Source organism: Rhodopila globiformis (assembly GCF_002937115.1).
Lineage (GTDB): Bacteria > Pseudomonadota > Alphaproteobacteria > Acetobacterales > Acetobacteraceae > Rhodopila > Rhodopila globiformis.
On sequence record NZ_NHRY01000213.1, the window covers coordinates 1 to 20084 of the forward strand.

23 protein-coding genes and 1 pseudogene are annotated in these 20084 nt (G+C 67.1%); 17 read left to right on the forward strand and 7 right to left on the reverse strand.

From position 1 onward, the window contains the following. The 4 genes and pseudogenes from CCS01_RS35365 to CCS01_RS19655 all read right to left on the reverse strand — a co-directional run. Positions 1 to 96 (reverse strand): annotated as a pseudogene (locus tag CCS01_RS35365) (IS5/IS1182 family transposase); the annotation flags it as partial. Between the two features lie 139 nt (positions 97 to 235). Continuing rightward, positions 236 to 811, reverse strand: a complete 576-nt coding sequence (locus tag CCS01_RS19645; protein ID WP_104520466.1) for a DODA-type extradiol aromatic ring-opening family dioxygenase — start codon at positions 809 to 811, stop codon at positions 236 to 238. Positions 812 to 869: 58 nt separating this feature from the next. Then, a complete protein-coding gene (locus CCS01_RS19650; protein ID WP_104520467.1) occupies positions 870 to 1271 on the reverse strand; it encodes an HVO_A0114 family putative DNA-binding protein in 402 nt (133 codons plus the stop codon). Further along, entirely contained in the window at positions 1268 to 1609 is a 342-nt protein-coding gene (locus CCS01_RS19655) for a toxin-antitoxin system TumE family protein (protein ID WP_104520468.1), read from the reverse strand. The genes CCS01_RS19650 and CCS01_RS19655 overlap by 4 nt, the downstream gene beginning before the upstream one ends. A 145-nt stretch (positions 1610 to 1754) precedes the next feature. Between CCS01_RS19655 and CCS01_RS19660 the strand changes: the two genes are divergently transcribed. The 10 genes from CCS01_RS19660 to CCS01_RS19705 all read left to right on the forward strand — a co-directional run bounded on the left by CCS01_RS19660 (position 1755) and on the right by CCS01_RS19705 (position 12795). Then, entirely contained in the window at positions 1755 to 2312 is a 558-nt protein-coding gene (locus CCS01_RS19660; protein WP_104520469.1) for a response regulator, read from the forward strand. A 71-nt stretch (positions 2313 to 2383) separates the two neighbouring features. Beyond that, positions 2384 to 2635 (forward strand): helix-turn-helix domain-containing protein, encoded by a 252-nt coding sequence (locus tag CCS01_RS19665; RefSeq protein WP_104520470.1) that lies wholly within the window; start codon positions 2384 to 2386, stop codon positions 2633 to 2635. Beyond that, positions 2632 to 4629 (forward strand): hydrogenase 4 subunit B, encoded by a 1998-nt coding sequence (gene hyfB, locus CCS01_RS19670; protein WP_239992268.1) that lies wholly within the window; start codon positions 2632 to 2634, stop codon positions 4627 to 4629. The genes CCS01_RS19665 and hyfB overlap by 4 nt, the downstream gene beginning before the upstream one ends. Continuing rightward, positions 4626 to 5576: a respiratory chain complex I subunit 1 family protein gene (locus tag CCS01_RS19675; protein ID WP_338049993.1), complete on the forward strand. Its 951-nt coding sequence runs from the start codon at positions 4626 to 4628 to the stop codon at positions 5574 to 5576. The genes hyfB and CCS01_RS19675 overlap by 4 nt, the downstream gene beginning before the upstream one ends. Beyond that, positions 5576 to 6253, forward strand: coding sequence for a hydrogenase-4 component E (locus tag CCS01_RS19680; RefSeq protein ID WP_170114654.1), 678 nt, complete (start codon positions 5576 to 5578; stop codon positions 6251 to 6253). The genes CCS01_RS19675 and CCS01_RS19680 overlap by 1 nt, the downstream gene beginning before the upstream one ends. After that, positions 6250 to 7689: a hydrogenase 4 subunit F gene (locus CCS01_RS19685; RefSeq protein ID WP_104520472.1), complete on the forward strand. Its 1440-nt coding sequence runs from the start codon at positions 6250 to 6252 to the stop codon at positions 7687 to 7689. Before CCS01_RS19680 ends, CCS01_RS19685 begins: the two co-directional genes overlap by 4 nt. Continuing rightward, positions 7686 to 9170 carry a hydrogenase large subunit gene (locus CCS01_RS19690; RefSeq protein ID WP_104520473.1) on the forward strand — a complete coding sequence of 495 codons (1485 nt, stop codon included), beginning with the start codon at positions 7686 to 7688 and terminating at the stop codon, positions 9168 to 9170. Before CCS01_RS19685 ends, CCS01_RS19690 begins: the two co-directional genes overlap by 4 nt. A 405-nt stretch (positions 9171 to 9575) precedes the next feature. Continuing rightward, the gene (locus tag CCS01_RS19695; protein WP_158258500.1) at positions 9576 to 10202 is read left to right on the forward strand and encodes a pyridoxamine 5'-phosphate oxidase family protein; all 627 of its coding nucleotides are present in this window, start codon (positions 9576 to 9578) and stop codon (positions 10200 to 10202) included. Positions 10203 to 10252: 50 nt separating this feature from the next. Then, a complete protein-coding gene (locus tag CCS01_RS19700; RefSeq protein ID WP_104520475.1) occupies positions 10253 to 11410 on the forward strand; it encodes a serine hydrolase domain-containing protein in 1158 nt (385 codons plus the stop codon). A 173-nt stretch (positions 11411 to 11583) separates the two neighbouring features. Continuing rightward, on the forward strand, positions 11584 to 12795 hold the full coding sequence (locus CCS01_RS19705; RefSeq protein ID WP_104520476.1) for an MFS transporter: 1212 nt from the start codon (positions 11584 to 11586) through the stop codon (positions 12793 to 12795). A 432-nt stretch (positions 12796 to 13227) separates the two neighbouring features. Here CCS01_RS19705 and CCS01_RS19710 read toward each other — a convergent pair whose 3' ends face one another. Together CCS01_RS19710 and CCS01_RS19715 are read right to left on the reverse strand one after the other, a co-directional pair. Continuing rightward, positions 13228 to 13428, reverse strand: a complete 201-nt coding sequence (locus CCS01_RS19710; protein ID WP_104520477.1) for a hypothetical protein — start codon at positions 13426 to 13428, stop codon at positions 13228 to 13230. Then, entirely contained in the window at positions 13425 to 14201 is a 777-nt protein-coding gene (locus CCS01_RS19715) for a glucose 1-dehydrogenase (RefSeq protein ID WP_104520478.1), read from the reverse strand. Before CCS01_RS19715 ends, CCS01_RS19710 begins: the two co-directional genes overlap by 4 nt. A 497-nt stretch (positions 14202 to 14698) precedes the next feature. On the opposite strand from CCS01_RS19715, the gene CCS01_RS19720 reads away from it, so the two are divergent. From CCS01_RS19720 to CCS01_RS19745, 7 genes are all read left to right on the forward strand, one after another. After that, positions 14699 to 15484 carry an SDR family NAD(P)-dependent oxidoreductase gene (locus tag CCS01_RS19720; RefSeq protein WP_193540153.1) on the forward strand — a complete coding sequence of 262 codons (786 nt, stop codon included), beginning with the start codon at positions 14699 to 14701 and terminating at the stop codon, positions 15482 to 15484. Between the two features lie 427 nt (positions 15485 to 15911). Then, on the forward strand, positions 15912 to 17051 hold the full coding sequence (locus CCS01_RS19725; protein ID WP_104520479.1) for a Re/Si-specific NAD(P)(+) transhydrogenase subunit alpha: 1140 nt from the start codon (positions 15912 to 15914) through the stop codon (positions 17049 to 17051). 20 nt (positions 17052 to 17071) lie between these two features. Further along, on the forward strand, positions 17072 to 17467 hold the full coding sequence (locus CCS01_RS19730; RefSeq protein WP_104520480.1) for a proton-translocating transhydrogenase family protein: 396 nt from the start codon (positions 17072 to 17074) through the stop codon (positions 17465 to 17467). Positions 17468 to 17477: 10 nt separating this feature from the next. Beyond that, entirely contained in the window at positions 17478 to 18887 is a 1410-nt protein-coding gene (locus CCS01_RS19735; RefSeq protein ID WP_104520481.1) for an NAD(P)(+) transhydrogenase (Re/Si-specific) subunit beta, read from the forward strand. 109 nt (positions 18888 to 18996) lie between these two features. Next, positions 18997 to 19242, forward strand: coding sequence for a hypothetical protein (locus tag CCS01_RS19740; RefSeq protein ID WP_104520482.1), 246 nt, complete (start codon positions 18997 to 18999; stop codon positions 19240 to 19242). Then, positions 19239 to 19412, forward strand: a complete 174-nt coding sequence (locus CCS01_RS33010) for a PIN domain-containing protein (protein ID WP_146101855.1) — start codon at positions 19239 to 19241, stop codon at positions 19410 to 19412. The genes CCS01_RS19740 and CCS01_RS33010 overlap by 4 nt, the downstream gene beginning before the upstream one ends. A gap of 30 nt (positions 19413 to 19442) precedes the next feature. Further along, complete coding sequence (locus CCS01_RS19745; RefSeq protein ID WP_158258501.1) at positions 19443 to 19637, forward strand: putative toxin-antitoxin system toxin component, PIN family; 195 nt, start codon at positions 19443 to 19445, stop codon at positions 19635 to 19637. Positions 19638 to 19908: 271 nt separating this feature from the next. On the opposite strand, the gene CCS01_RS19750 is transcribed toward CCS01_RS19745, so the two are convergent. Next, positions 19909 to 20084, reverse strand: a 176-nt coding sequence (locus CCS01_RS19750; protein WP_146101497.1) for a transposase, incomplete at its 5' end; no start/stop codon positions are given.

Here is a 20084-nt window from a genome sequence, read left to right on the forward strand (position 1 = left end):
GTTGTTCGCAGCGGTCACGCCAACGGACCCCGGACGGCCCGGCAAATGGTCCTTGATCCGCTCCCACTGGTCGTCGCGCAAAGCATGTCGATGCATCGGTCAGCCTCTCCAAAGCTGACTGCCTATGCATCGAAGAACCGGGGCTGCTGGAATCGGGAAGCCGCTTGTTGATCAACGATTCCGCCGCACTGTTGCAGCCCAGACTCACTCGGCTGGCTCCAATTGACGACACGCCCTAGTCGAACCAGTCGGCGAAGGCGGTGACGTCGGGCGGGGCCGGAGCGTCCACCGCCCCGCCGCGGAACCGCGCCAGGTTATGGGTGAACGCGCCGGAGCCGACGATCAGCACACCCTGCTGCCGCAGCGGCGCCAGCGCCTTGCCGACGGTCAGGTGGTGCCGCGGGCCGAGATGCGGCTGGATGCTGAGCTGGAAGGTCGGGATGTTGGCCTCAGGATACATCAGCAGCAGCGGCACCCAGGCGCCGTGGTCGAGGCCCTGCGCCGGGTCCTGACCGGTCGGCAGGCCGGCCTTGTCCAGCAGGTCGGCTGCCGCGGCGGCGACGTCCGGCGCGCCGGGCGGCTCGTAGCGCAGCTGGTACAGCTCCCGCGGGAAGCCGTAGAAGTCGTGGATGGTGGTGTTGCGCGCGATGGTGCTGACCGTAGGCGCCGGCGTTTCCCAGTGAGCCGAGGCGACCAGGATGGCGCTGGGACGGCCGAGGTCCTGGCCCAGGCCGCGCAGGAAATCACGCGCCGGGGCGTCGACCAGGGGCAGGGTGGGGGCGCCGTGGCTGAGGAAGATGGCTGGAAGCATGGAAGCAACGATCCAAAGTGGTGACATCAATCGTGCAAGCGGCGCATTCTTCCCGGCCTCAACCATCCGGGATCAGGTCGATCTCGATGTGCACCTTCCGAGCGGCGAGTTCCGGGCGGAGGGCACGACCCTCGCTGCGGGTCAGCCGCACGATGCCCGCCGTGCTCAGCCGGCGCAGTGTCCGCTGCACGTTCTGCGGCGCCCGGTTCGCCATTGTCGCCAGTTCGCTGACCGATTGCGGCTGACGGGTGGCGATCAGGCGCAGAAGGTCGCGATTCCTGGCTGAGAGCAGCTTGACGCCTGCTTCAAGCGATCGGAACCGCACGGCGTCGGGCGTGCCGCTCCCGTTCGTCCTTTCGATCCACACCTTTGGCTCCTGCGGATCGACCTTGCGGTCACCGCGCGCGACGGCGAGCGTATAGGCGCTGAATTCGTCAAATGTGCCAATCCTGTGGGTCATAGGATACCCCGCTGTTGCAATATCCGCCGGACCTCGGCGTAGAAATCCTCGAGCAACGCGGCCGGACCGCGAAAGGTGTAACGCCTGGCTTTCCTGCCGTCGTGCACATGGCGATGGTCGTGTTCGGCTCCGCGCCCGATTCCGTGGGCATTGTCGATGCCATAGAGACGGCGGCCCGTCGGGTCGTGCAGCGTCAGACTGTATTTGATCCCGTGCGGTCGGGCTTGTGTGGCCGCGATACGCCTTGCCTCGATCTTGACCACGTAGCCTGTGCCGAACTGGAATTCGGCGCCGTCGAGACTCAGCAGGAATTCGAGTTCGTGATCAGTACCCGGCATTGATAAAACATCCTATCAGGATGTGATGCCGAACGCGAGCATTCCGTGCCTCTCTCGGAACCTGGCTTCGAGTACGTCGCAATCGTATTGCCTGCCCCGCCCGCCTTAACCCTTCGTCAACCTTTTCCCGGCATCCTGCGGCGCCATGTCCGACGCGCCCCCGATCATCATCGTCGCCGAACCCGACCCGATCCTGAGCAACGTGCTGCGGGTGCAGTTCAGCGAGCAGGATTTCGCCGTCCTGATGGCCACCAACGCCCGGGACGCGGAGGACTATGCCGCGCAGGCCGTCGCCCATCTCGTCGTGCTGGATGTGGGCCTCCTGCGGGTCGCCGGATACGAGGCCTGTGCCCGCATCCGCCATCGCGACGGCTACGGCAGCCGGCCGATCGTCCTGACCAGTGGCACGATTTCCGAGCGGACGCAGGCGGCGGCCGAGACGGCGGGGGCCACCGCGCTGCTGGCCAAGCCCTACTCGGTCAGCGACCTGTTCGCTGCCATCACGCCGTATGTTCCCCTGGGCGACCCGCTGCTGACGCATCGCCCCAGGCGGGCCGGAGTTGCCCAGGAATGGACCGCGGGGCCATTGCCGGCGCCCCGGGCCGGCTGCGACTCGGCGCTGACGCGCAATGGGCTGCTGCTGCCGATCGTACGCAGCGCAGGGGCAGGGGTTCCGCTGCTCCGGCTGAAACGAAAAACTTGACTTTGATGCATAATACGTCAGTTTCCGGTCCATAAACGGATTACTGATATCTCATACATGACATCCGCCCCATGATCACGGCCGGCCAGGTACGGGCCGCAAGAGCCCTGCTCGGGCTGGACCAGCGCCAGCTTGCCGAATTGTCCGGGCTGTCCCTGCCCACCATCCAGCGGATGGAGGCCAGCGACGGCGTCATCCGCGGCAACGTCGATTCCCTGATGAAGCTCGTCAACGCCCTGACCGCCGCCGGTGTCGAACTCATCGGTGACGGCATCGCCTCCGGCCGCGGCGTCCGGCTCGCCATCAGGGCGTCCGAGCCATGATGCCGGTGGCCCTGACCGTGCCGGGCCTGCTGGTCCTGGCGCTGGTCGGCGCGGCCGCGGCGCGCCTGGCCGTCACGCGGATCGTTGTCTACGGCGGCAGCCTGGTGTTCTGCGCCGGATTGCTGGCCGCCGGCGTCAACGCCCTGACCGCGCCCGTCGCGCACCTGGTGCTGCCCATCGGCCTCCCCTGGATCGGCCTACAGTTGCGTGTCGATGCGCTGGCCGGGTTCTTCCTGGCCCTGATCGGACTGGGCGGCGCGGGCGCCAGCCTGTTCGCCCTCGGCTACGCGCGGCACGAGCACCACCCCGAGCGGGTGCTGCCGTTCTATCCCGCCTTCCTCGCCGGCATGGCGCTGGTGGTGATCGCCGACGACGCGTTCAGCTTCCTGTTCGCCTGGGAGCTGATGTCGCTGACCTCCTGGGCGCTGGTGCTGGCGCATCACAAGGAGGCGGGCAACACCGGGGCCGGGTTCGTCTACCTGATCATGGCGACGTTCAGCGGCATGGCGCTGCTGCTGGCGTTCGGCCTGTTGGCGGGACCGCAGGGTGCGTACGCCTTCGACGCCATGCGCGCGCACCCGCCGACCACCGCCATCGCTGCAACCGTGCTGGTCGTAACGCTCATCGGCGCCGGATCGAAGGCCGGCCTGGTGCCGCTGCATGTCTGGCTGCCGCAGGCGCATCCCGCCGCGCCCAGCCACGTCTCGGCGCTGATGAGCGGCGTGATGACCAAGGTCGCCATCTACGGCTTCATCCGCATCGTCTTCGACCTGCTCGGGCCGACCGAGTGGTGGTCCGGGACCGTGGTGCTGGCGCTGGGCGGCGCCACCGCCGTGCTCGGCGTGCTGCATGCGGTGATGGAGCGCGACCTGAAGCGGCTGCTGGCCTACTCGACGGTGGAGAACATCGGCATCGTCTTCATCGGCCTGGGCCTCGCCCTGGCGTTCCGCGCCAACGGCTTCACCGCCGGCGCCGCCCTGGCGCTGACCGCGGCGCTGTTCCATGCACTGAACCATACGCTGTTCAAAAGCCTGCTGTTCTTCGGCGCCGGCGCGGTGCTGGACGCCACCGGACAACGCGACATGGAGACGCTGGGCGGCCTGATCCACCGCATGCCGCGCACCGCCGTCGCCGTCCTGGTCGGCTGTGCCGCGATCGCCGCCCTGCCGCCGCTGAACGGCTTTGCCTCGGAGTGGCTGACCTTCCAGGCGGTGCTGCTGCACCCCGACCTGCCGCAATGGGGGCTGAAGCTGATGATCCCGGTGGATGGCGCCGCGCTGGCCCTGGCCGCGGCGCTCGCGGCCAGTTGCTTCGTGCGGGCCTATGGCATCTGCTTCCTCGGCCGCCCGCGCAGCCAGGCCGCGGCGCAGGCGCGGGAGGCGGATTTCTGGTCGGTCGCGGCCATGGCGGGGTTCGCTGGGCTCTGCCTGCTGACCGGCGTCTTCCCGGGAGCGGTGATCGACACGCTCGCCCCGGTGGTGCAGACGCTGACGACGGCGCGGATGCCGGTGCAGCTCAGCAACACCTGGCTGACCATCGCGCCGGTCGCCGCCAGCCGCAGTTCGTATAACGGGCTGCTGGTGTTCGGCTTCATCGCCGTGTCGATGATTCTGACGCTGCTGGCGGTCAGCCGCCTGAGCACCCGTGGCGTGCGCCGCGCGCCGCCCTGGGATTGCGGCTTCCCTGACCCGACGCCGCTGAGCCAGTACTCGGCCGGCAGCTTCGCCCAGCCGATACGGCGGGTGTTCGCCACCGTGCTGTTTCGCGCGAAGGACACCGTGACCATGCCGCCGCCCGGCGACAGCCGGCCCGCCACTATCACGCACCACATCACGGATCCGGTGTGGGACGGGGTCTATGCGCCGCTCGGCCGCGCCGTACTGTGGATCGCCGAGAAGGCCAACGTGCTGCAGTTCCTGACGATCCGGCGCTACCTGGGCTTCGTGTTCGGCGCCCTGGTCGTGCTGCTGATGGCGTTGACGATATGGCAATGATTTATGCGCTGCTCGCGCAGCTTGTGCAGATGACGGTGATCCTGGCCCTGTCGCCGCTGCTGACCGGGCTGGTGCGCAAGGTGAAGGCGCGGCTGCAGCGCCGCCGCGGGGCCTCGCTGATCCAGCCCTACCGCGACCTGCTGCGCCTGTTCGGCAAGGAGACGCTGGTGGCCGAGAACGCCTCCTGGCTGTTCCGCGCCGCGCCGTATTTCATCTTTGCCGCAAGCTGGGTGGCGGCGGCGCTGATCCCGACCTATGCCGCCAACCTGATGTTCAGCTGGTCCGGCGACCTGATCGCCATCACCGCCCTGCTGGGCAGCGCCCGCTTCGCCCTGGCGCTGGCGGGGATGGACATCGGCACCAGTTTCGGCGGCATCGGCTCCTCGCGCGAGATGATGATCTCGTCGCTGGCCGAGCCGGCCATGCTGATGATCGTCTTCACGGTGGCGCTGGTCGCCGGCTCCACCCAGTTGTCCACCATTGCCGAGTTCATGCTGAACGGCACCGTCGGCCTGCGCGTGTCGCTGGCCATGGGCCTGGTCGCGCTGCTGATCGTCGCCATCGCCGAGAACGGCCGCATTCCGGTGGACAATCCGGCGACGCACCTGGAACTGACCATGGTGCACGAGGCGATGGTGCTGGAATATTCCGGCCACCACCTGGCGCTGATCGAGCTGGCGGCGTCGCTGAAGCTGATGCTCTACCTGTCGATGATCGCCTGCGTGTTCTCGCCGATGGGCATGGCGTCCGGTCCGGGCGTGCCGCTGAACGATGCCATCGGCTTCGGCGCCTGGCTGGTCAAGATGACCATCGGCGGCATCGGGCTCGCGGTTGCCGAGACGGCGGTGGCGAAGATGCGCGTGTTCCGGGTGCCCAACTTCCTCGGCGCGGCCCTGATGCTGGGCCTGCTGGGCGTGCTGCTGCTGTTCGTCTCCAGGGGGATGTGATGCCGTTCATTTCGCCGCACGGCCTGTCCTTCGACATCGCCCATTCGCTGGCCGGGCTGCTGGTGCTGGTCAGCTTCATGATGCTGTACCAGGTGCGGCTGCTCGCGTTGCTGCATGTGCTCGCGCTGCATGCCTTCGTGCTCGCGCTGTCGGTCGCCTGGCAGGCGCATATCCAGGATGCGCCACACCTGTATATCACCGCCGCCATCGCCCTGTTGTTCAAGGCGCTGCTGATCCCCTGGGCGCTGCGCCGCATGGTGTTCCAGATGGGCCTGCACCGCGAGATCGAGACCGTCGGCGGCATCGGACTGACCATGCTCGCCGGCATCGCCCTGGTCGCGCTGTCGCTGGAGGTGATGCTGCCGGTCACCGCCAATGCCGATCCGGTGGCGCGCGAGGACATCGCGCTGGCCTTGTCGGTGGTGCTGATCGGCCTGCTGGTGATGGTCACCCGCCGCAACGCGATCAGCCAGGTGGTCGGCTTCATGTCGCTGGAGAACGGCATCAACCTGGCCGCCACCGGCGCCCGCGGCATGCCGCTGGTGGTGGAGATCAGCGTCGCCTTCTCGATCCTGATCGCCTTCATCGTCGTCGGCATCTTCCTGTTCCGTATCCGGGAGCGGTTCGACACCGTCGACGTCGCCGCGCTCGACCAGTCCCGCGGAGGCGAGGCATGATGCCCGATCCGGTCTCGGCGATCCTGCTGACGCCGCTGTTCGCCGCGGCGATCCTGGCGATCCTGCCGGGCTACCGCATCGGCGCGGTGCTGAACGTGCTGGCCTGCCTGGCGGCGCTGCTGTTCGCGCTGACGCTGCTGTGGATGCGCCCGGTCACCGGCTCCTACCTGCTGGTCGATGACCTGAACATCGTCTTCGTGCTGCTGAACTGCTTCGTCGGACTGACCACCAGCGCCTTCAGCGCCTCCTATATCGGGCACGAGATCCACAGCGGGCGGCTGACGCGGACCAACATCCGTTTCTATCATGCGATGTACCAGGTCATGATGTTCGGCATGAACCTGGCGCTGCTGGCCAACAACATCGGCCTGATGTGGGTGGCCGTCGAGCTTGCCACCCTCACCACGGTCGTGATGGTCGGCCTGTACCGCACCGCCGAGGCGCTGGAAGCAGCCTGGAAATACTTCATCCTGGGCTCGGTCGGCATTGCCCTGGCGCTGTTCGGCACCATCCTGGTCTACCTCGCGGCGCGGCCGGTGGTGGGCGAGGGGCTGGACGCGATGGTGTGGACCTACCTGCTGCGCTCGGCGCCGCAGTTCGACCCGTCGCTGCTGAACATCGCCTTCGTCTTTCTGCTGCTGGGCTACGGCACCAAGGTCGGCCTGGCGCCGCTGCACGCCTGGTTGCCGGACGCGCACGCCGAGGGCCCGACGCCGATTTCCGCCGTGCTGTCGGGGCTGCTGCTGAACGTGGCGCTGTACGCGCTGCTGCGCTTCAAGGTGCTGCTCGCCGCCAATCCGCACGCCATCGCGCCGGGACGGCTGATGATCGCGCTGGGGCTGCTGTCGCTGATCTTCGCGGCGTTCATGCTGTACCGGCGCCGGGACATCAAGCGGCTGTTCGCCTACTCCTCGATCGAGCACATGGGCATCATCGTGTTTGCCTTCGGCATGGGCGGGCCGCTGGGCAATTTCGCCGGGCTGCTACAGATGACGATGCACAGCCTGACCAAGTCGGCGATCTTCTTCTCCGTCGGCCACGTGGCGCAGGTGAAGGGCACGCAGAAGATCGCCGAGATGGGCGGGCTGACCGAGAGCCACCCGATCCTTGGGTGGGGCCTGGTGGCGGGCGTCGCCGCCATCGTCGGGCTGCCGCCGTTCGGGGTGTTCACCAGTGAGTTCCTGGTGGTGTCGTCCACCTTCGCGCGTGAGCCGGTGCTGGCGCTGCTGCTGGTGTTTGGCCTGCTGCTGGCGTTCGGCGCGCTGCTGCTGCGGCTGGGCAGCATCGCGTTCGGTCCGGTGAAGGGGCCGGTGGGGCGGCTGCATGCCTCCTACGTGCCGATGTTCGCGCACCTGTCGCTGGTGCTGCTGGCCGGGATCTGGTTGCCGCCGCCGCTGGTGGCCTGGTTCCAGAACGTTGCAGGGCTGCTGCGATGAGCCTGCTGACCGATCTGATTGCCGGGCGCGAGCAGGTCATCGACCACCGCCCCTGGCCGCGCGTCCTGGCCGATCGCGGCCTGTGGCGCGACGCCGCCGAAAGGCTGGCGGACGGGGGTCTGTCGCTGTTGAGCGAATGGGGCGAGCCGGGCTGGGTGCACATGGCGGTGCTGGACACCGCCGCTTCGCCGCCGGTGGCGGTGCTCAGCCTGGCCTGTCCGGACGGTCGCTTTCCATCCGTCGGCGCGGTGCATCCGGCGGCGATCCGGCTGGAGCGGGCGATCCGCGACCTGTTCGGGCTGGCGCCGGAGGGGCTGCCGGACACGCGCCCCTGGCTGGACCACGGGCGATGGGGCGATGCGCAGGAGCCTGCCGCGTCCTATCCGTTCCTGCCGGCCAGCGGGGAAGGGCTGCACCAGATCCCGGTGGGGCCGGTGCACGCCGGCATCATCGAGCCCGGGCATTTCCGCTTCACCTGCGACGGCGAGACGATCGTGCGGCTGGAGCAACGCCTGGGTTACGTCCACAAGGGCGTCGACCTGCTGATGACCGGGGCGCCGGTGGCGCGGGCGGCGCGGCTGGCCGGGCACGTGTGCGGCGACAGCACGGTCGCCTATGCGCTGGCCTTCGCCCGGGCGGTGGAGGCGGCCACCGGCACGACCCCGCCGGAGCGGGCCGTCTGGCTGCGGGCGGTGATGGCGGAACTGGAGCGGCTGGCCAACCACATCGGCGACTTCGGCGCGATCTGCAACGACGGCGGCTTCGCCATCATGCTGGCGCACTGCGGCATCCTGCGCGAGACGGTGCTGCGCAACGCCGCGGAGTGCTTCGGGCACCGGCTGATGATGGACCGGATCGTGCCGGGCGGCGTGGCCGGTGATCTCCGTCCGGTGGACGTGACGCACCTTCAGGCTCTGCTGCGGCGGTTGCGCGAGGCGGTGCCGCGGCTGGTCCGGCTGTATGACGACACGCCGTCATTGCAGGACCGCACTGTCACCACCGGCATCCTGAATCCCGTGCTGGCGAAGCAGTTCGCCGCCGGCGGCTATGTCGGCCGCGCCTCGGGCCGCAGCTTCGATGCCCGCCGGGATTTGGCCTATGCGCCCTACGACGTGCTGAGCTTCGCGGTGCCGGTCTTGCAGGAGGGCGATGTGAACGCCCGGGTGTGGATCCGGCTGAAGGAGATCGACGCCTCCCTGATCCTGCTGGACCACCTGCTGCGCGAGATGCCGGAAGGCCCGGTGGCGGCGCCGCTGCGGGATGTCGCGGTGGGCGAGGGCATGGCGGTGGCGGAAGCCTTCCGCGGCGACGTGCTGGTGTGGCTGCGCATCGCCAATGGCGTGATCGAGCGCTGCCATCTGCGCGATGCCTCCTGGTTCCAGTGGCCGCTGCTGGAGGCGGCGATCGAGGGCAACATCGTCGCCGACTTCCCGATCTGCAACAAGAGCTTCAACTGTTCTTATTCTGGGCACGATTTGTAGGGGGCGCGTGCGGGCCCGTGCCACGACAAGTCGCAAGCCGGTTGAGACGTGGCCGTGGGCTTCTGATCGTCATGGCCGGGCGTGTCCCGGCCATCCATCCCCGCCGTCGAAGCGCAGATGGCAGGGACACGCCCCATTGGCGCTAACATAGCGGGGCACGTTGCTCCCTCGTCATGGCCCGGCTTGTCCGGGCCACCCATTCCACCACCTGTGCCGCGACAGGTGGCCCGGACGAGACGGGCCATGACGGGGAGGCAACAGCCATGCCGCCAACTGGTTATGTTAGCGCGTATGGGGACACGCCCGGCCATGACGGTGAGGGAGGCGGCCACAAGTGCCGGTCTATCCGTCTCAACTTTCTTGCGGTTTGCTGTAGCCTCCACCGGCAGGGAAGGAAGCGATACAATGGCGGAATGGGGGGACTTCTATCACGACGGCATGCGCGCCTTGCAGGACCGCTTCGACGGCCGCCGCGTCGCCGATCGGCTGGCCGAGCACCGCCGGCGGTACGACTTCTGGGACGAGGACCGCCTCCTGATCGAGAACGCGCCGTTCTTCTTCATCGCCACGTCGTTCGGCGACTATACCGACTGCAGCCTGCGCGCCGGCATGCCGGGTTTCGTGCGGATCGTCGGGCCGGGGACAATTGAATTTCCCGAGTATGACGGCAACTCGATGTACCGCACGCTCGGCAACATCACCCGCAACCCGAATGTCGGCCTGCTGTTCGTGAAGTTCGACGGCCGGACGCCGCGCGTTCGCATCAATGGCCGCGCCACCATCCTGGACGATGCCGACGCGCTAGCCCGCCACCATGCGGCGAAGTTGGTGGTACGCGTCGTCTGCGAGTTGTATTCGAACTGCCCTCGCTCGGCGCATGACCTGGAGGGTGGACAGCTTTCGCCCTATCTGCCGCGGCCGGGTTACGAAACGCCGGCGCCGGAGTGGAAAAGCCGTGACTACATTCGTGATATCTTGCCAATAAACGATCCTCATGCCTCAAATACCAGGCGGGGCAGGCAAGAGCCCTGAGCAGAACGCTGAACCGCACGCATCCGGGCAACCCGGAGCCGGGAGGGACAATGGTCAATACAAGTAAAATCGCAGACGGTCTTCGCCGCGCCGCCGAGTCCGGCGACGTGCCGGGCGTCGTCGCCGCCGCGGCCACGGCCGACGGCGTGATCTTCGAGGGCGGCTACGGCAAGCGCAGCCTCGCCACCAACGAGCCGATGACCGCCGACACGGTGGTCTGGGTCGCCTCGATGACCAAGGCGCTCACCGGCGCCTGCGCGATGCAGCAGGTGGAGCGCGGCAAGCTGTCGCTGGACGGCGACATCGCCGCGGTGCTGCCGGAGCTTGGCCGGGTGCAGGTGCTGGAGGGCTTCGACGCCGCCGGCAAGCCGCGGCTGCGGGCGCCGAAGCGCGCCATCACCCTGCGGCACCTGCTGACCCACACTGCGGGCTATGCCTACGACATGTGGAACGCCGACATCACCCGCTACATGGAGGTGACCGGCACGCCCGGCATCATCTCCTGCACGAACGCAGCGCTTTCGTTACCATTAGTGGCCGATCCAGGAGAGAAATGGGAGTACGGGATTTCGATCGACTGGGCGGGCAAGGCGGTCGAGGCGGTCTCGGGGCAGAAGCTGGACCGCTACATGCAGGAGAACCTGCTGGGGCCGCTGGGCATGAGCGACACGGCGTTCAAAATCGGCGAAGCGCAGCGCAAGCGGCTGGCGAAGATCCACGCGCGCACGCCCGACGGCTTCGTCGTAACGGATACGGAACTGCCGCAGGAGCCGGAATTCCACATGGGCGGCGGCGGCCTGTATTCGACCGTCGGCGACTACCTGAAGTTCCTGCAGATGATGCTGCACGGCGGCACGTTCAACGGCGCGCAGGTGCTGCGGCCGGAGACGGTGGCGACGATGTCGCGGAACGCGATGGGTGATATCGTGTGCCGCGCGATGAAGACGGTGGCCCCGTCGCTGTCGAACGACGTCGATTTCGTTGCCGGGATGAAGTGGGGGCTGAGCTTCCTGATCAATCCCGAGCCGCTGCCGACGGGCCGCTCGGCCGGTAGCCTGGCCTGGGCGGGGCTGGCGAATTCCTATTACTGGATCGATCCGGTGCGCAAGGTCGCGGGGGTGTACGCGACGCAGATCCTGCCGTTCTTCGATGCCAAGGCGGTGGCGGCCTGCGAGGCGTTCGAGAGGGACGTTTACCAGGCGCTGTAGGCGGCAGCAGCGACGGTCCCCGGCGGTGTCGGCGGTCGGCTTTGGCTGCCGGCGCCACCACCGGCGCGTTGCGTGGAGCCGGCATGGGGTTTCGCCGCCGTTCCGTGGCATCCGTCGCGATAAGGGCGGGCCGGTCCCGGCCATTCGACAAAACCCATAGCGGAATCTTCGGAATGCGAGCGCAGATCGGAACCCTTATTGTCGCGACCAGCCTGGTGCAACTCGCCAACGGCTTCTTTGGCACCTTCTTTTCCCTGCGCGTGGCCGCGGCCGCGTTCAATCCCACACTCTCCGGCCTCGTGCTGAGCGGCTTCTTCGCCGGATTCACGCTGGCAGCGGTGGTCTGTGGGCGGATGATCGAGCAGGTCGGGCACATCAGAGCCTATGCGGCCTTCGCGGGCCTTGTCGTCGCCGCGACCGCCCTGATGCCGATCCTTACGGGTCCGTGGCCCTGGATTGCCATGCGGGCCGTTATCGGCTTCGGCTGCGCGGGCCTCTTCGTCACCACGGAAAGCTGGTTGAATGCGAAGGCGCAGCCGGTGGAGCGTGGGCGGGTATTCTCCATCTACATGGTCGGCACGTTCATTGCGCTTGCCGCCGGACAGATCCTGATTGGTTGGATCGAAATCGACACATTTGCGCCGTTCAATGCGATTGCAACGCTCTTCGCAATCGCGCTGGTCATGGTGTGCATGACCCGGGCCGAACCGCCGTTGGTGCAGGCCACCGCGCCCTTGCCCTATGGGCAACTGTCGCGAACGGCGCCGATCGGCGTGACGGGTTGCGTGGTGAGCGGGCTGATCACCAGCATGTTCTATGCCCTGGTCCCGGCCTGGATGCAGAGCGAAGGCGTTGCCCAGACGACGATCGCACTGTTCATGCTTGTCGCCGTGCTCGGCGGCCTGGCCTTCCAGATCCCGGTCGGCAGGCTCTCCGACCGGTCCGACCGCCGGATTGTGCTGTCGGGCGTCAGCCTCAGCGTCACCGGCGTCGCGGTCGCGCTGGTGCTGTTGCCGCACACGCTGGCCTTTGTGGTGCCGCTTGCCGCTGCCCTGGGTGGCTGCATGTCAACGCTGTATCCTGTCTGCGTCGCCCATGCGCATGACCGCATGCCAGCCGATCGCATCGTCGCGGTCAGCGGGCGGCTCATTTTGGTGAGCGGCATCGGGTCGGTCATTGGTCCGATCATCGGCACGGCCGTGATGGGACCGTTTGGTCTTGATGGCGTGCTGTATCTGATGGCCGTCCTCGCCAGCCTGTTATCCGCCGCGGCGCTTGCCGCGACGTGGGTGCGGGCGGAGCCGCGTCATCTCACCCGCCCGTTCAGCGTGCTGACGCCGCAGGCGGCGCCGCTGGCGCATAACGCGTTCGAGGAGGCTGCCTGACGCAGGCGTTGTCCGGCCGCGGACGCACGCCTGGCGGTCCTGGCCGTGCGTGTCCCGGGCCGCTTGTTCAACCGGCCATCGACGTGCAGACCCGCGGGAATCGCCCGCCCAGGTCGGTCCGGCGCCGCCCCATGCGTATCAGGATAGGACGATTGCCGGAGAAGGATTGGGCGCCGCGGCCGTTCTCTCTCCGTCATGGCCGGGACACGCCCTACGCAATGCACACATCCTGGAAAAGAGTCGGAAATGACCGTAAAATCAAGTGCTTGCCTGGGCGCTAAGCGCTAAGAGCGTTCCCCATCGTCATGGCCCGGACAAGCCGGGCCATGACGATGGGGGAACGCAGCGGCGGACCGTTTCCGAGATGTGTGCATCCCGTAGGGACACGCCCGGCCATGACGATAGGGAGAGGACCTTGCTCCGCCAGATCGCCTATCCTGATACGCAGGCGGCGCCGCCCGGCAGGGTCGCCATCGTCGCAGCAAAGTAATCCCCGTCCCGGAGCGGCGTGAACCTGCCGCCCCGGTCGATCGTCGGCCGGAAATCCATATCCCCGCGCGCGCCGTCCGACCGGGTGATCGTCGCTGCATGATCGGGGTGGGCAACCGCCTCGGCGATTTCGGACAGCGTCACGAACTCAGCCGCGTGATCCGTCCTGCCGTCATGCCGCCGTCGATGACAAGCTCCGATCCCGTCACGTGGCTCGACAGGTCCGACACCAGGAACAGGATGCCGTCGGCGATTTCCGAGGCTTCGCCCGCCTTGCCCAGCGGCACGGTCGCCTGACCGATCGCATGCGGGTCAATCCGGTTGTTCGCCCCGCCTGGCAGCTTGTCCCAGATTGGCGTCGCAATGATCCCCGGGTGCACCGAGTTCACCCGGATCCCGTCCCCCGCCTGTGCGCATTCCAGCGCCATCGACTTGGCGAACAGCCGCACCGCGCCCTTGGTCGCGCTGTAGCCCGCCAGCCCGGCGGAGCCGCGCAGCCCGGCGACCGAGGACAGCATCACGATCGCGCCGCCATGCCCGGCCCGCCGCATCGCCGGGATGCAGTACTTCACCGAGAGGAACACACCATCGACGTTGATCGCCATCTGCCGCCGCCAGTCCTTCAGCGACATGTCGACAACATTGCCCATGATGCCGATGCCGGCGTTCGCCACCATGATGTCCAGCCGCCCGAGGCGCTCGGCGGCGGCGATCACCGCGGGCCAGCCTTCCTCCTCGGAGACGTCGTGGTGCAGGTAGGTGGCGCCGAGTTCCTCGGCCAGCGCACCGCCGGCCTTGTCGTCGATGTCGGTCAACACCAGCTTCGCGCCCTCCCGCGCCAGCACCCGCGCGGTGGCCGCGCCGATGCCCGAGGCGGCGCCGGTGATGATGCCGACCTTGCCGTCCAGCATGCCCATGGTTTCCTCCTGGTTCTGGTTAAGATGCGATCATCCCATCCCGGCGCGCGGCTTCCAAGTCCGCCCCGGCCCGGTAAGCTGACGCAAACAGCGGAGTTGACCACATGGCAGCAACCCGTTGCCTCACCGTCACGGCCGGGCGTGTCCCGGCCATCCGCGCTTCGACGGCAAGGGGTGGATGGCCGGGACACGTCCTACGCAATGCACACATCCTGGAAACGAGTCGGAAATGACCGTAAAATCAAGTGCTTGCCTGGGCGCCAAGAGCGTTCCCCCATCGTCATGGCCCGGCTTGTCCGGGCCACCTGTCGCGGCACAAGTGCTGGAATAGGTGGCCCGGACAAGCCGGGCCAGGACGAAAGGGAAACGCAGCGGCGGACCGTTTCCGAGATGTGTGCATCCCGTAGGGACACGCCCGGCCATGACGATAGGGAGACGACCTGGCTCCGCGCCACCGTTGGCGCCTGCGGGACCGCTTTTTTACGGGAGGAAACATCATGCTGAAGGGAAAATCAGCTCTCATCACCGGCTCGCTCGGCGGGATCGGCTTTGCCACCGCCCGGGCGCTGGCGGCCCTGGGCTGCGACATCACGCTGAACGGCCTGGCCGGACCGGAGTTGATCGAACAGCGCCTGGCCGATCTGCATGCCCTTGGCGTCCGCGCCCGCTACCACGGCGCCGACCTGCGGCAGCCGGCCGAGATCGCCGACATGATCGACACCACTCACCACGAACACGGCGGCCCGGACATCCTGGTGAACAACGCGGTCGTCCGTTCTTTCGGCGCGGTGGAGAATTTCGCGCCGGAGCACTGGGACGAGGCGCTGGCAGTCAACCTCTCGGCGCCGTTCCATGCCATCCGCCTGGCGCTGCCGGGGATGAAACAGGCGAACTGGGGGCGGATCGTCAACATGGCCTCGATCTACGGCCTGTTCGCCACGGTCAACCGCATCGACTACATCACCACCAAGACCGCGCTGATCGGCCTGACCCGCGGCGTGGCGCTGGAGGTCGCCCGCACCGGCATCACCTGCAACGCGCTCTGTCCCGGCACGGTGCTGACGCCGGCGATCGACTGGCGGCTGCGGCAGGAGATGCAGCGCGACGGCACCACGTTCGAGCAGGCCGAGGAAAGCTTCCTGGCTGTCCGCCAGCCGTCCCGCCGGTTCGTCAAGGACGACAACGTCGCCGGGCTGATCGCCTTCCTGTGCGGCCCGCACGGCGAGGACATCAACGGCGCCGCGCTGCCGATCGACGGCGCGTGGGCGGCGGGGCGGGGCTGAGACCAGCGGCCTGGCGGGCCGGCTGGTATGCGCGCGGGGTTGCCGGAGGCAAACATCATGCGGCCGAGCGCGAAATCAATGGGATACCAGCGGCCCTACGGAACGAAAATGGCCAATGAACAGGGCCGCCGGTATGACAGTCGTACTGCGCACCCGTCCTGAGGCTACCGTCGGTATGATTCTGCAACCCGTAAGTAACCCGGCCGACCGACTGATTGCCGCTATTGAACGTCTGCCGAATTATTGCTTGCATTTTAGGTACCACTTGAGGATTGCGCGCCACCATACATTCTCGATTGTAAACTTGCGTGGACAAGCCCCTCTTGCGCACTTGGCTTTCGCCGTGCATTGAGGCGCGGCTATTGGGTCGGGGAAACGGGCGTGCACAGCGCCCGGGGATTCCTATACGAATGAAGGATCAACACATATGCGCCTTGCGGTGCTGAAAGAACGGCGGGCGGCCGAGACCCGCGTGGCGGCGACGCCCGATACGGTCAAGAAGCTCATTGCTCTGGGCCTGACCGTCGCGGTCGAGGCCGGGGCAGGGGCCTCGGCCTCCATGTCAGACGCGGAATTTGCCGCGGCGGGCGCTGAAATCGCGCCCGATGCCAAGGCCGTCCTGGCCGGGGCCAACGTTGTCTTTGCCGTGCAGATGCCGGAAGCGGAGCAGCGGGCGCTGATTCCTCGTGGCGCATTGCTGGTATGCGTCGCCGGCGCGTTCGGCGACAAGGACCTGGTGCCGAGCCTGGCCGCCGCCGGCATCGACGTCGCGGCGATGGAACTGCTGCCGCGCATCACCCGCGCGCAGTCGATGGACGTGCTGTCCAGCCAGGCGAACCTGGCCGGCTATCGCGCCGTGGTCGAATCCGCCACCGCCTTCCAGCGCGGCTTCCCGATGATGATGACCGCGGCCGGCACCGTCCCGCCCGCCCGCCTGTTTGTCATCGGCGCCGGCGTGGCCGGCCTGCAGGCGATCGCCACCGCCCGCCGCCTGGGCGCCATCGTCTCCGCCACCGACGTCCGCCCGGCCGCCAAGGAGGAGATCAAGTCCCTCGGCGCCAGCTTCGTCGGCGTCGAGGACGAGGAAACCGCCAAGCAGACCGGCGCCTATGCGCGCGAGATGACCGACGCGTTCCGCCAGAAGCAGGCGGAGCTGATGGCCACTACGGTCGCCAAGAACGACATCGTCATCTGCACCGCGCTGGTGATGGGCCGCAAGGCACCGGTGATCGTCACCAAGGCGATGGTCGAGAGCATGAAGGCCGGCAGCGTGATCGTCGATCTTGCCTCCGACGCCGGCGGCAACTGCGAGTCGACCGTCCCGGGCCAGTGCATCACCACGCCGAACGGCGTGACGATCCTGGGCTTCAACAACTGGCCGGGCCGCATCTCCGTGGCTTCGTCCTCGCTGTATGCGCGCAACCTGCTGACGTTCCTGACGACGTTCTGGGACAAGGAGCAGAAGGCGCCGAAGCTGCCGGAGACCGACGACATCGTCAAAGGCGTCATGCTGACCCGCGGCGGCAGCGTCGTTCACCCGAATTTCCTGCCCTCGCAGGCGGCCTAAGATCCGGAGATCAGGTCCCAATGAACCCCACTTCCCTGGCGGATGAAGCCACGCGCCTGTCGGACAACGCGCTGGCGCTCGCCCACCACGCGCAGGAGCTGGCGATCGGCGTGTCCGGCGCCGTCGCCCCTGGCGTGAGCCCGTTCATCTTCCTGCTGGCCATTTTCCTGATGGCCTGCTTCGTCGGCTACTACGTGGTCTGGAACGTCACGCCGGCGCTGCACTCGCCGCTGATGGCGGTGACCAACGCGATCTCCTCGGTGATCATTGTCGGCGCGATGCTGGCGACGGGCCTGGCCACCTCCGGCTGGGCGCTGCTGTTCGGCTTCCTCGCTGTCACCCTGGCGTCGGTGAACATCTTCGGCGGCTTCCTGGTGACCCAGCGGATGCTGTCGATGTTCAAGAAGAAGCAATAAGGCCACGTTGATGTCCGCCAATCTGACTTCTCTTGCCTATCTCGTCGCGGCTGTCCTGTTCATCCTGGCGCTGCGCGGCCTGTCGTCCCCCGTCACCTCCCGCGAGGGCAACCGCTTCGGCATGATCGGCATGGCCGTGGCGGCCGCGGCGACATTGCTGCACAGCGGCTTCGCGGTCAGCGGCTACACGCTGATCGTCCTGGGCGTGCTGATCGGTGGCTCCATCGGTGCCGTGGTTGCCCAGCGCATCCAGATGACGGCGCTTCCGCAGCTGGTCGCGGCGTTCCACTCGCTGGTCGGTATGGCCGCGGTGTTCGTGGCCGCCGCGGCGCTGAACGCGCCGGAAGCGTTCGGCATCGGCACGGTGGGCAACGTGCACACCCAAAGCCTGGTCGAAATGTCCATCGGCCTGGCCATCGGTGCCATCACCTTCTCGGGCTCGGTGATCGCCTTCGCCAAGCTGCAGGGGATCATGAAGGGCAACCCGATCATCTTCGCGGGCCAGCACAAGCTGAACCTGGGACTGGGGATTCTGGCTGCCATCCTGATCGTCAGCTTCGTGGCGTCCGGCGGCAGCCAGGTGCTGTTCTGGATGATCGCGCTGCTGGCGTTCGCCCTGGGCTTCCTGATCATCATCCCCATCGGCGGCGCCGACATGCCGGTGGTGGTGTCGATGCTGAACAGCTACTCGGGCTGGGCGGCGGCCGGCATCGGCTTCACCATCCAGAACCTGGCGCTGATCATCACCGGCTCGCTGGTGGGCGCCTCGGGTGCGATCCTGTCGTACATCATGTGCAAGGGCATGAACCGCAGCATCATCAACGTGCTGCTGGGCGGCTTCGGCACCGACACCAGCGCCGCGGGGGCGGTCGGCGGGCCTGCGGGCGACCGCACGGTTCGCTCGGGCGCGGCCGAGGATGCCGCGTTCATTATGAAGAACGCCTCCAAGGTCATCATCGTGCCGGGCTACGGCATGGCGGTGGCGCAGGCGCAGCACGCACTGCGCGAGATGGGCGACATTCTGAAGGCCGAGGGCGTGGACGTGCGCTACGCGATCCACCCGGTCGCCGGCCGCATGCCCGGGCACATGAACGTGCTGCTGGCCGAGGCGAGCGTGCCGTATGACGAGGTGTTCGAACTGGAGGAGATCAACAACGAATTCTCCACCGCGGACGTGGCCTACGTCATTGGCGCGAACGACGTGACCAACCCGGCGGCGAAGACCGACCAGTCCTCGCCGATCTACGGCATGCCGATCCTGGATGTGGAGAAGGCGCGGACGGTGCTGTTCATCAAGCGCTCGATGGCGTCGGGCTATGCCGGCGTGGACAACGAGCTGTTCTTCCGGCCGAACACGATGATGCTGTTCGGCGACGCGAAGAAGATGACCGAGGAGATCGTGCAGTCCCTGGGTCACTGATCCGGGTGCCTGCGGGTTGGACAGGGGCCGCTTCGGGGAACCGGGGCGGCCCTTTCGCTTGGCGAGAGGCCGCCCGATATGCGATGCGTCGTTGCAGCAAGGAGGTCCAATGCCAACCGTGATGGTCGAAATCCCGGTCGATGAAGCGACCGCCGAGGCGCTGGCCGAATTGCATCGGCTGGCTGCGGTTGGCGAACTCGTGAAGCAGATGGTCCGCCCAGGTTCGCGCCATGACCTTCTGGCAGCCTTGCTTGGATCGACCCGACGCAGGGCGGCCGCTCTTGGCCTGACAGATCAGGATACCGATGACGAACTTGCGGCCTGGAAGGCCGAGCGTGCTGCTGAATCCCATTGATCGTCGTTGATGCCAGCACGATCGGAGGGGCTGCGCTGAAGCCGGGCAACGTTCCATGGCGTGCCCTGATGTATGCCTTGGAGCACGATCGTTTGGCGATGTCCGATCCAGTCGCCGATGAGATCCGCTCTGTTCTTGCGCGACCGAAATTCGCTTTGGTCCTGACGTAATCCGAGCAGGCGAATATCGCATCTATCTTATTGACCGATGCGACCTGGTTCACCCCCTCGGTTCCGGTCACCGTTTGCCGCGATCCAAAGGACAACAAGTCTCTCGAATTGGCGCTGGCGGCCGGCGCGGCCATCCTGATCTCGTCCGACAAGGACCTGCACGCGCTCGATCCTTGGCGCGGCGTCCGCATCCTCAGCCCCGCCGGCTATCTTGCCGCCGGCTGATCTTTATTGTGTCTATCCTGCAGATCAGGCGTGAACGAACGATCGTTTGGCTATATCCGGCGGAGATGACGCCGAAAATCACGCGGCGCCCGGCTGGTTGAAATTTGCCGATTCGTTTCATTGAGGTGAAGTATCGTCGCATCGGCGACGCGGTTATCATCTTGAGCAAGCACGAAGTGAGCGCGCGGCGTTGAACGCACCTGAGACCTTGATCGTGGCTATCGTTCAAGTTGCAATCCGGCGTTGGACGCCAGCCGGCTAGGGCGTGTCGTCAATTAAGCCAAACGACGGCGGCGGCGAGGTGGACCGCGGCGAGGAAGTTGCGGGCAGTCTTGTCATAGCGGGTTGCGATGGCACGGAACTGCTTGAGCCTGGCGAAGAAATTTTCGATCAGATGGCGTGCCTTGTAGAGGTCGCGGTCGTAGGTCCGCGGCGAGCGGCGATTGG

Excerpts from the sequence above, each read along its gene's own strand:
- CCS01_RS19715 (WP_104520478.1), bottom strand. The coding sequence starts at position 14,201 with ATGGGCATGCTGGACGGCAAGGTCGGCATCATCACCGGCGCCGCCTCG.
- CCS01_RS19650 (WP_104520467.1), bottom strand. The coding sequence starts at position 1,271 with ATGACCCACAGGATTGGCACATTTGACGAATTCAGCGCCTATACGCTC.
- CCS01_RS19700 (WP_104520475.1), top strand. The coding sequence starts at position 10,253 with ATGGTCAATACAAGTAAAATCGCAGACGGTCTTCGCCGCGCCGCCGAG.
- CCS01_RS19660 (WP_104520469.1), top strand. The coding sequence starts at position 1,755 with ATGTCCGACGCGCCCCCGATCATCATCGTCGCCGAACCCGACCCGATC.
- CCS01_RS19680 (WP_170114654.1), top strand. The coding sequence starts at position 5,576 with ATGCCGTTCATTTCGCCGCACGGCCTGTCCTTCGACATCGCCCATTCG.
- CCS01_RS19735 (WP_104520481.1), top strand. The coding sequence starts at position 17,478 with ATGTCCGCCAATCTGACTTCTCTTGCCTATCTCGTCGCGGCTGTCCTG.
- CCS01_RS19720 (WP_193540153.1), top strand. The coding sequence starts at position 14,699 with ATGCTGAAGGGAAAATCAGCTCTCATCACCGGCTCGCTCGGCGGGATC.
- CCS01_RS19685 (WP_104520472.1), top strand. The coding sequence starts at position 6,250 with ATGATGCCCGATCCGGTCTCGGCGATCCTGCTGACGCCGCTGTTCGCC.
- CCS01_RS19665 (WP_104520470.1), top strand. The coding sequence starts at position 2,384 with ATGATCACGGCCGGCCAGGTACGGGCCGCAAGAGCCCTGCTCGGGCTG.
- CCS01_RS19730 (WP_104520480.1), top strand. The coding sequence starts at position 17,072 with ATGAACCCCACTTCCCTGGCGGATGAAGCCACGCGCCTGTCGGACAAC.
- hyfB (WP_239992268.1), top strand. The coding sequence starts at position 2,632 with ATGATGCCGGTGGCCCTGACCGTGCCGGGCCTGCTGGTCCTGGCGCTG.
- CCS01_RS19645 (WP_104520466.1), bottom strand. The coding sequence starts at position 811 with ATGCTTCCAGCCATCTTCCTCAGCCACGGCGCCCCCACCCTGCCCCTG.
- CCS01_RS19655 (WP_104520468.1), bottom strand. The coding sequence starts at position 1,609 with ATGCCGGGTACTGATCACGAACTCGAATTCCTGCTGAGTCTCGACGGC.
- CCS01_RS19675 (WP_338049993.1), top strand. The coding sequence starts at position 4,626 with ATGATTTATGCGCTGCTCGCGCAGCTTGTGCAGATGACGGTGATCCTG.
- CCS01_RS19695 (WP_158258500.1), top strand. The coding sequence starts at position 9,576 with ATGGCGGAATGGGGGGACTTCTATCACGACGGCATGCGCGCCTTGCAG.
- CCS01_RS19740 (WP_104520482.1), top strand. The coding sequence starts at position 18,997 with ATGCCAACCGTGATGGTCGAAATCCCGGTCGATGAAGCGACCGCCGAG.
- CCS01_RS19725 (WP_104520479.1), top strand. The coding sequence starts at position 15,912 with ATGCGCCTTGCGGTGCTGAAAGAACGGCGGGCGGCCGAGACCCGCGTG.
- CCS01_RS19705 (WP_104520476.1), top strand. The coding sequence starts at position 11,584 with ATGCGAGCGCAGATCGGAACCCTTATTGTCGCGACCAGCCTGGTGCAA.
- CCS01_RS19690 (WP_104520473.1), top strand. The coding sequence starts at position 7,686 with ATGAGCCTGCTGACCGATCTGATTGCCGGGCGCGAGCAGGTCATCGAC.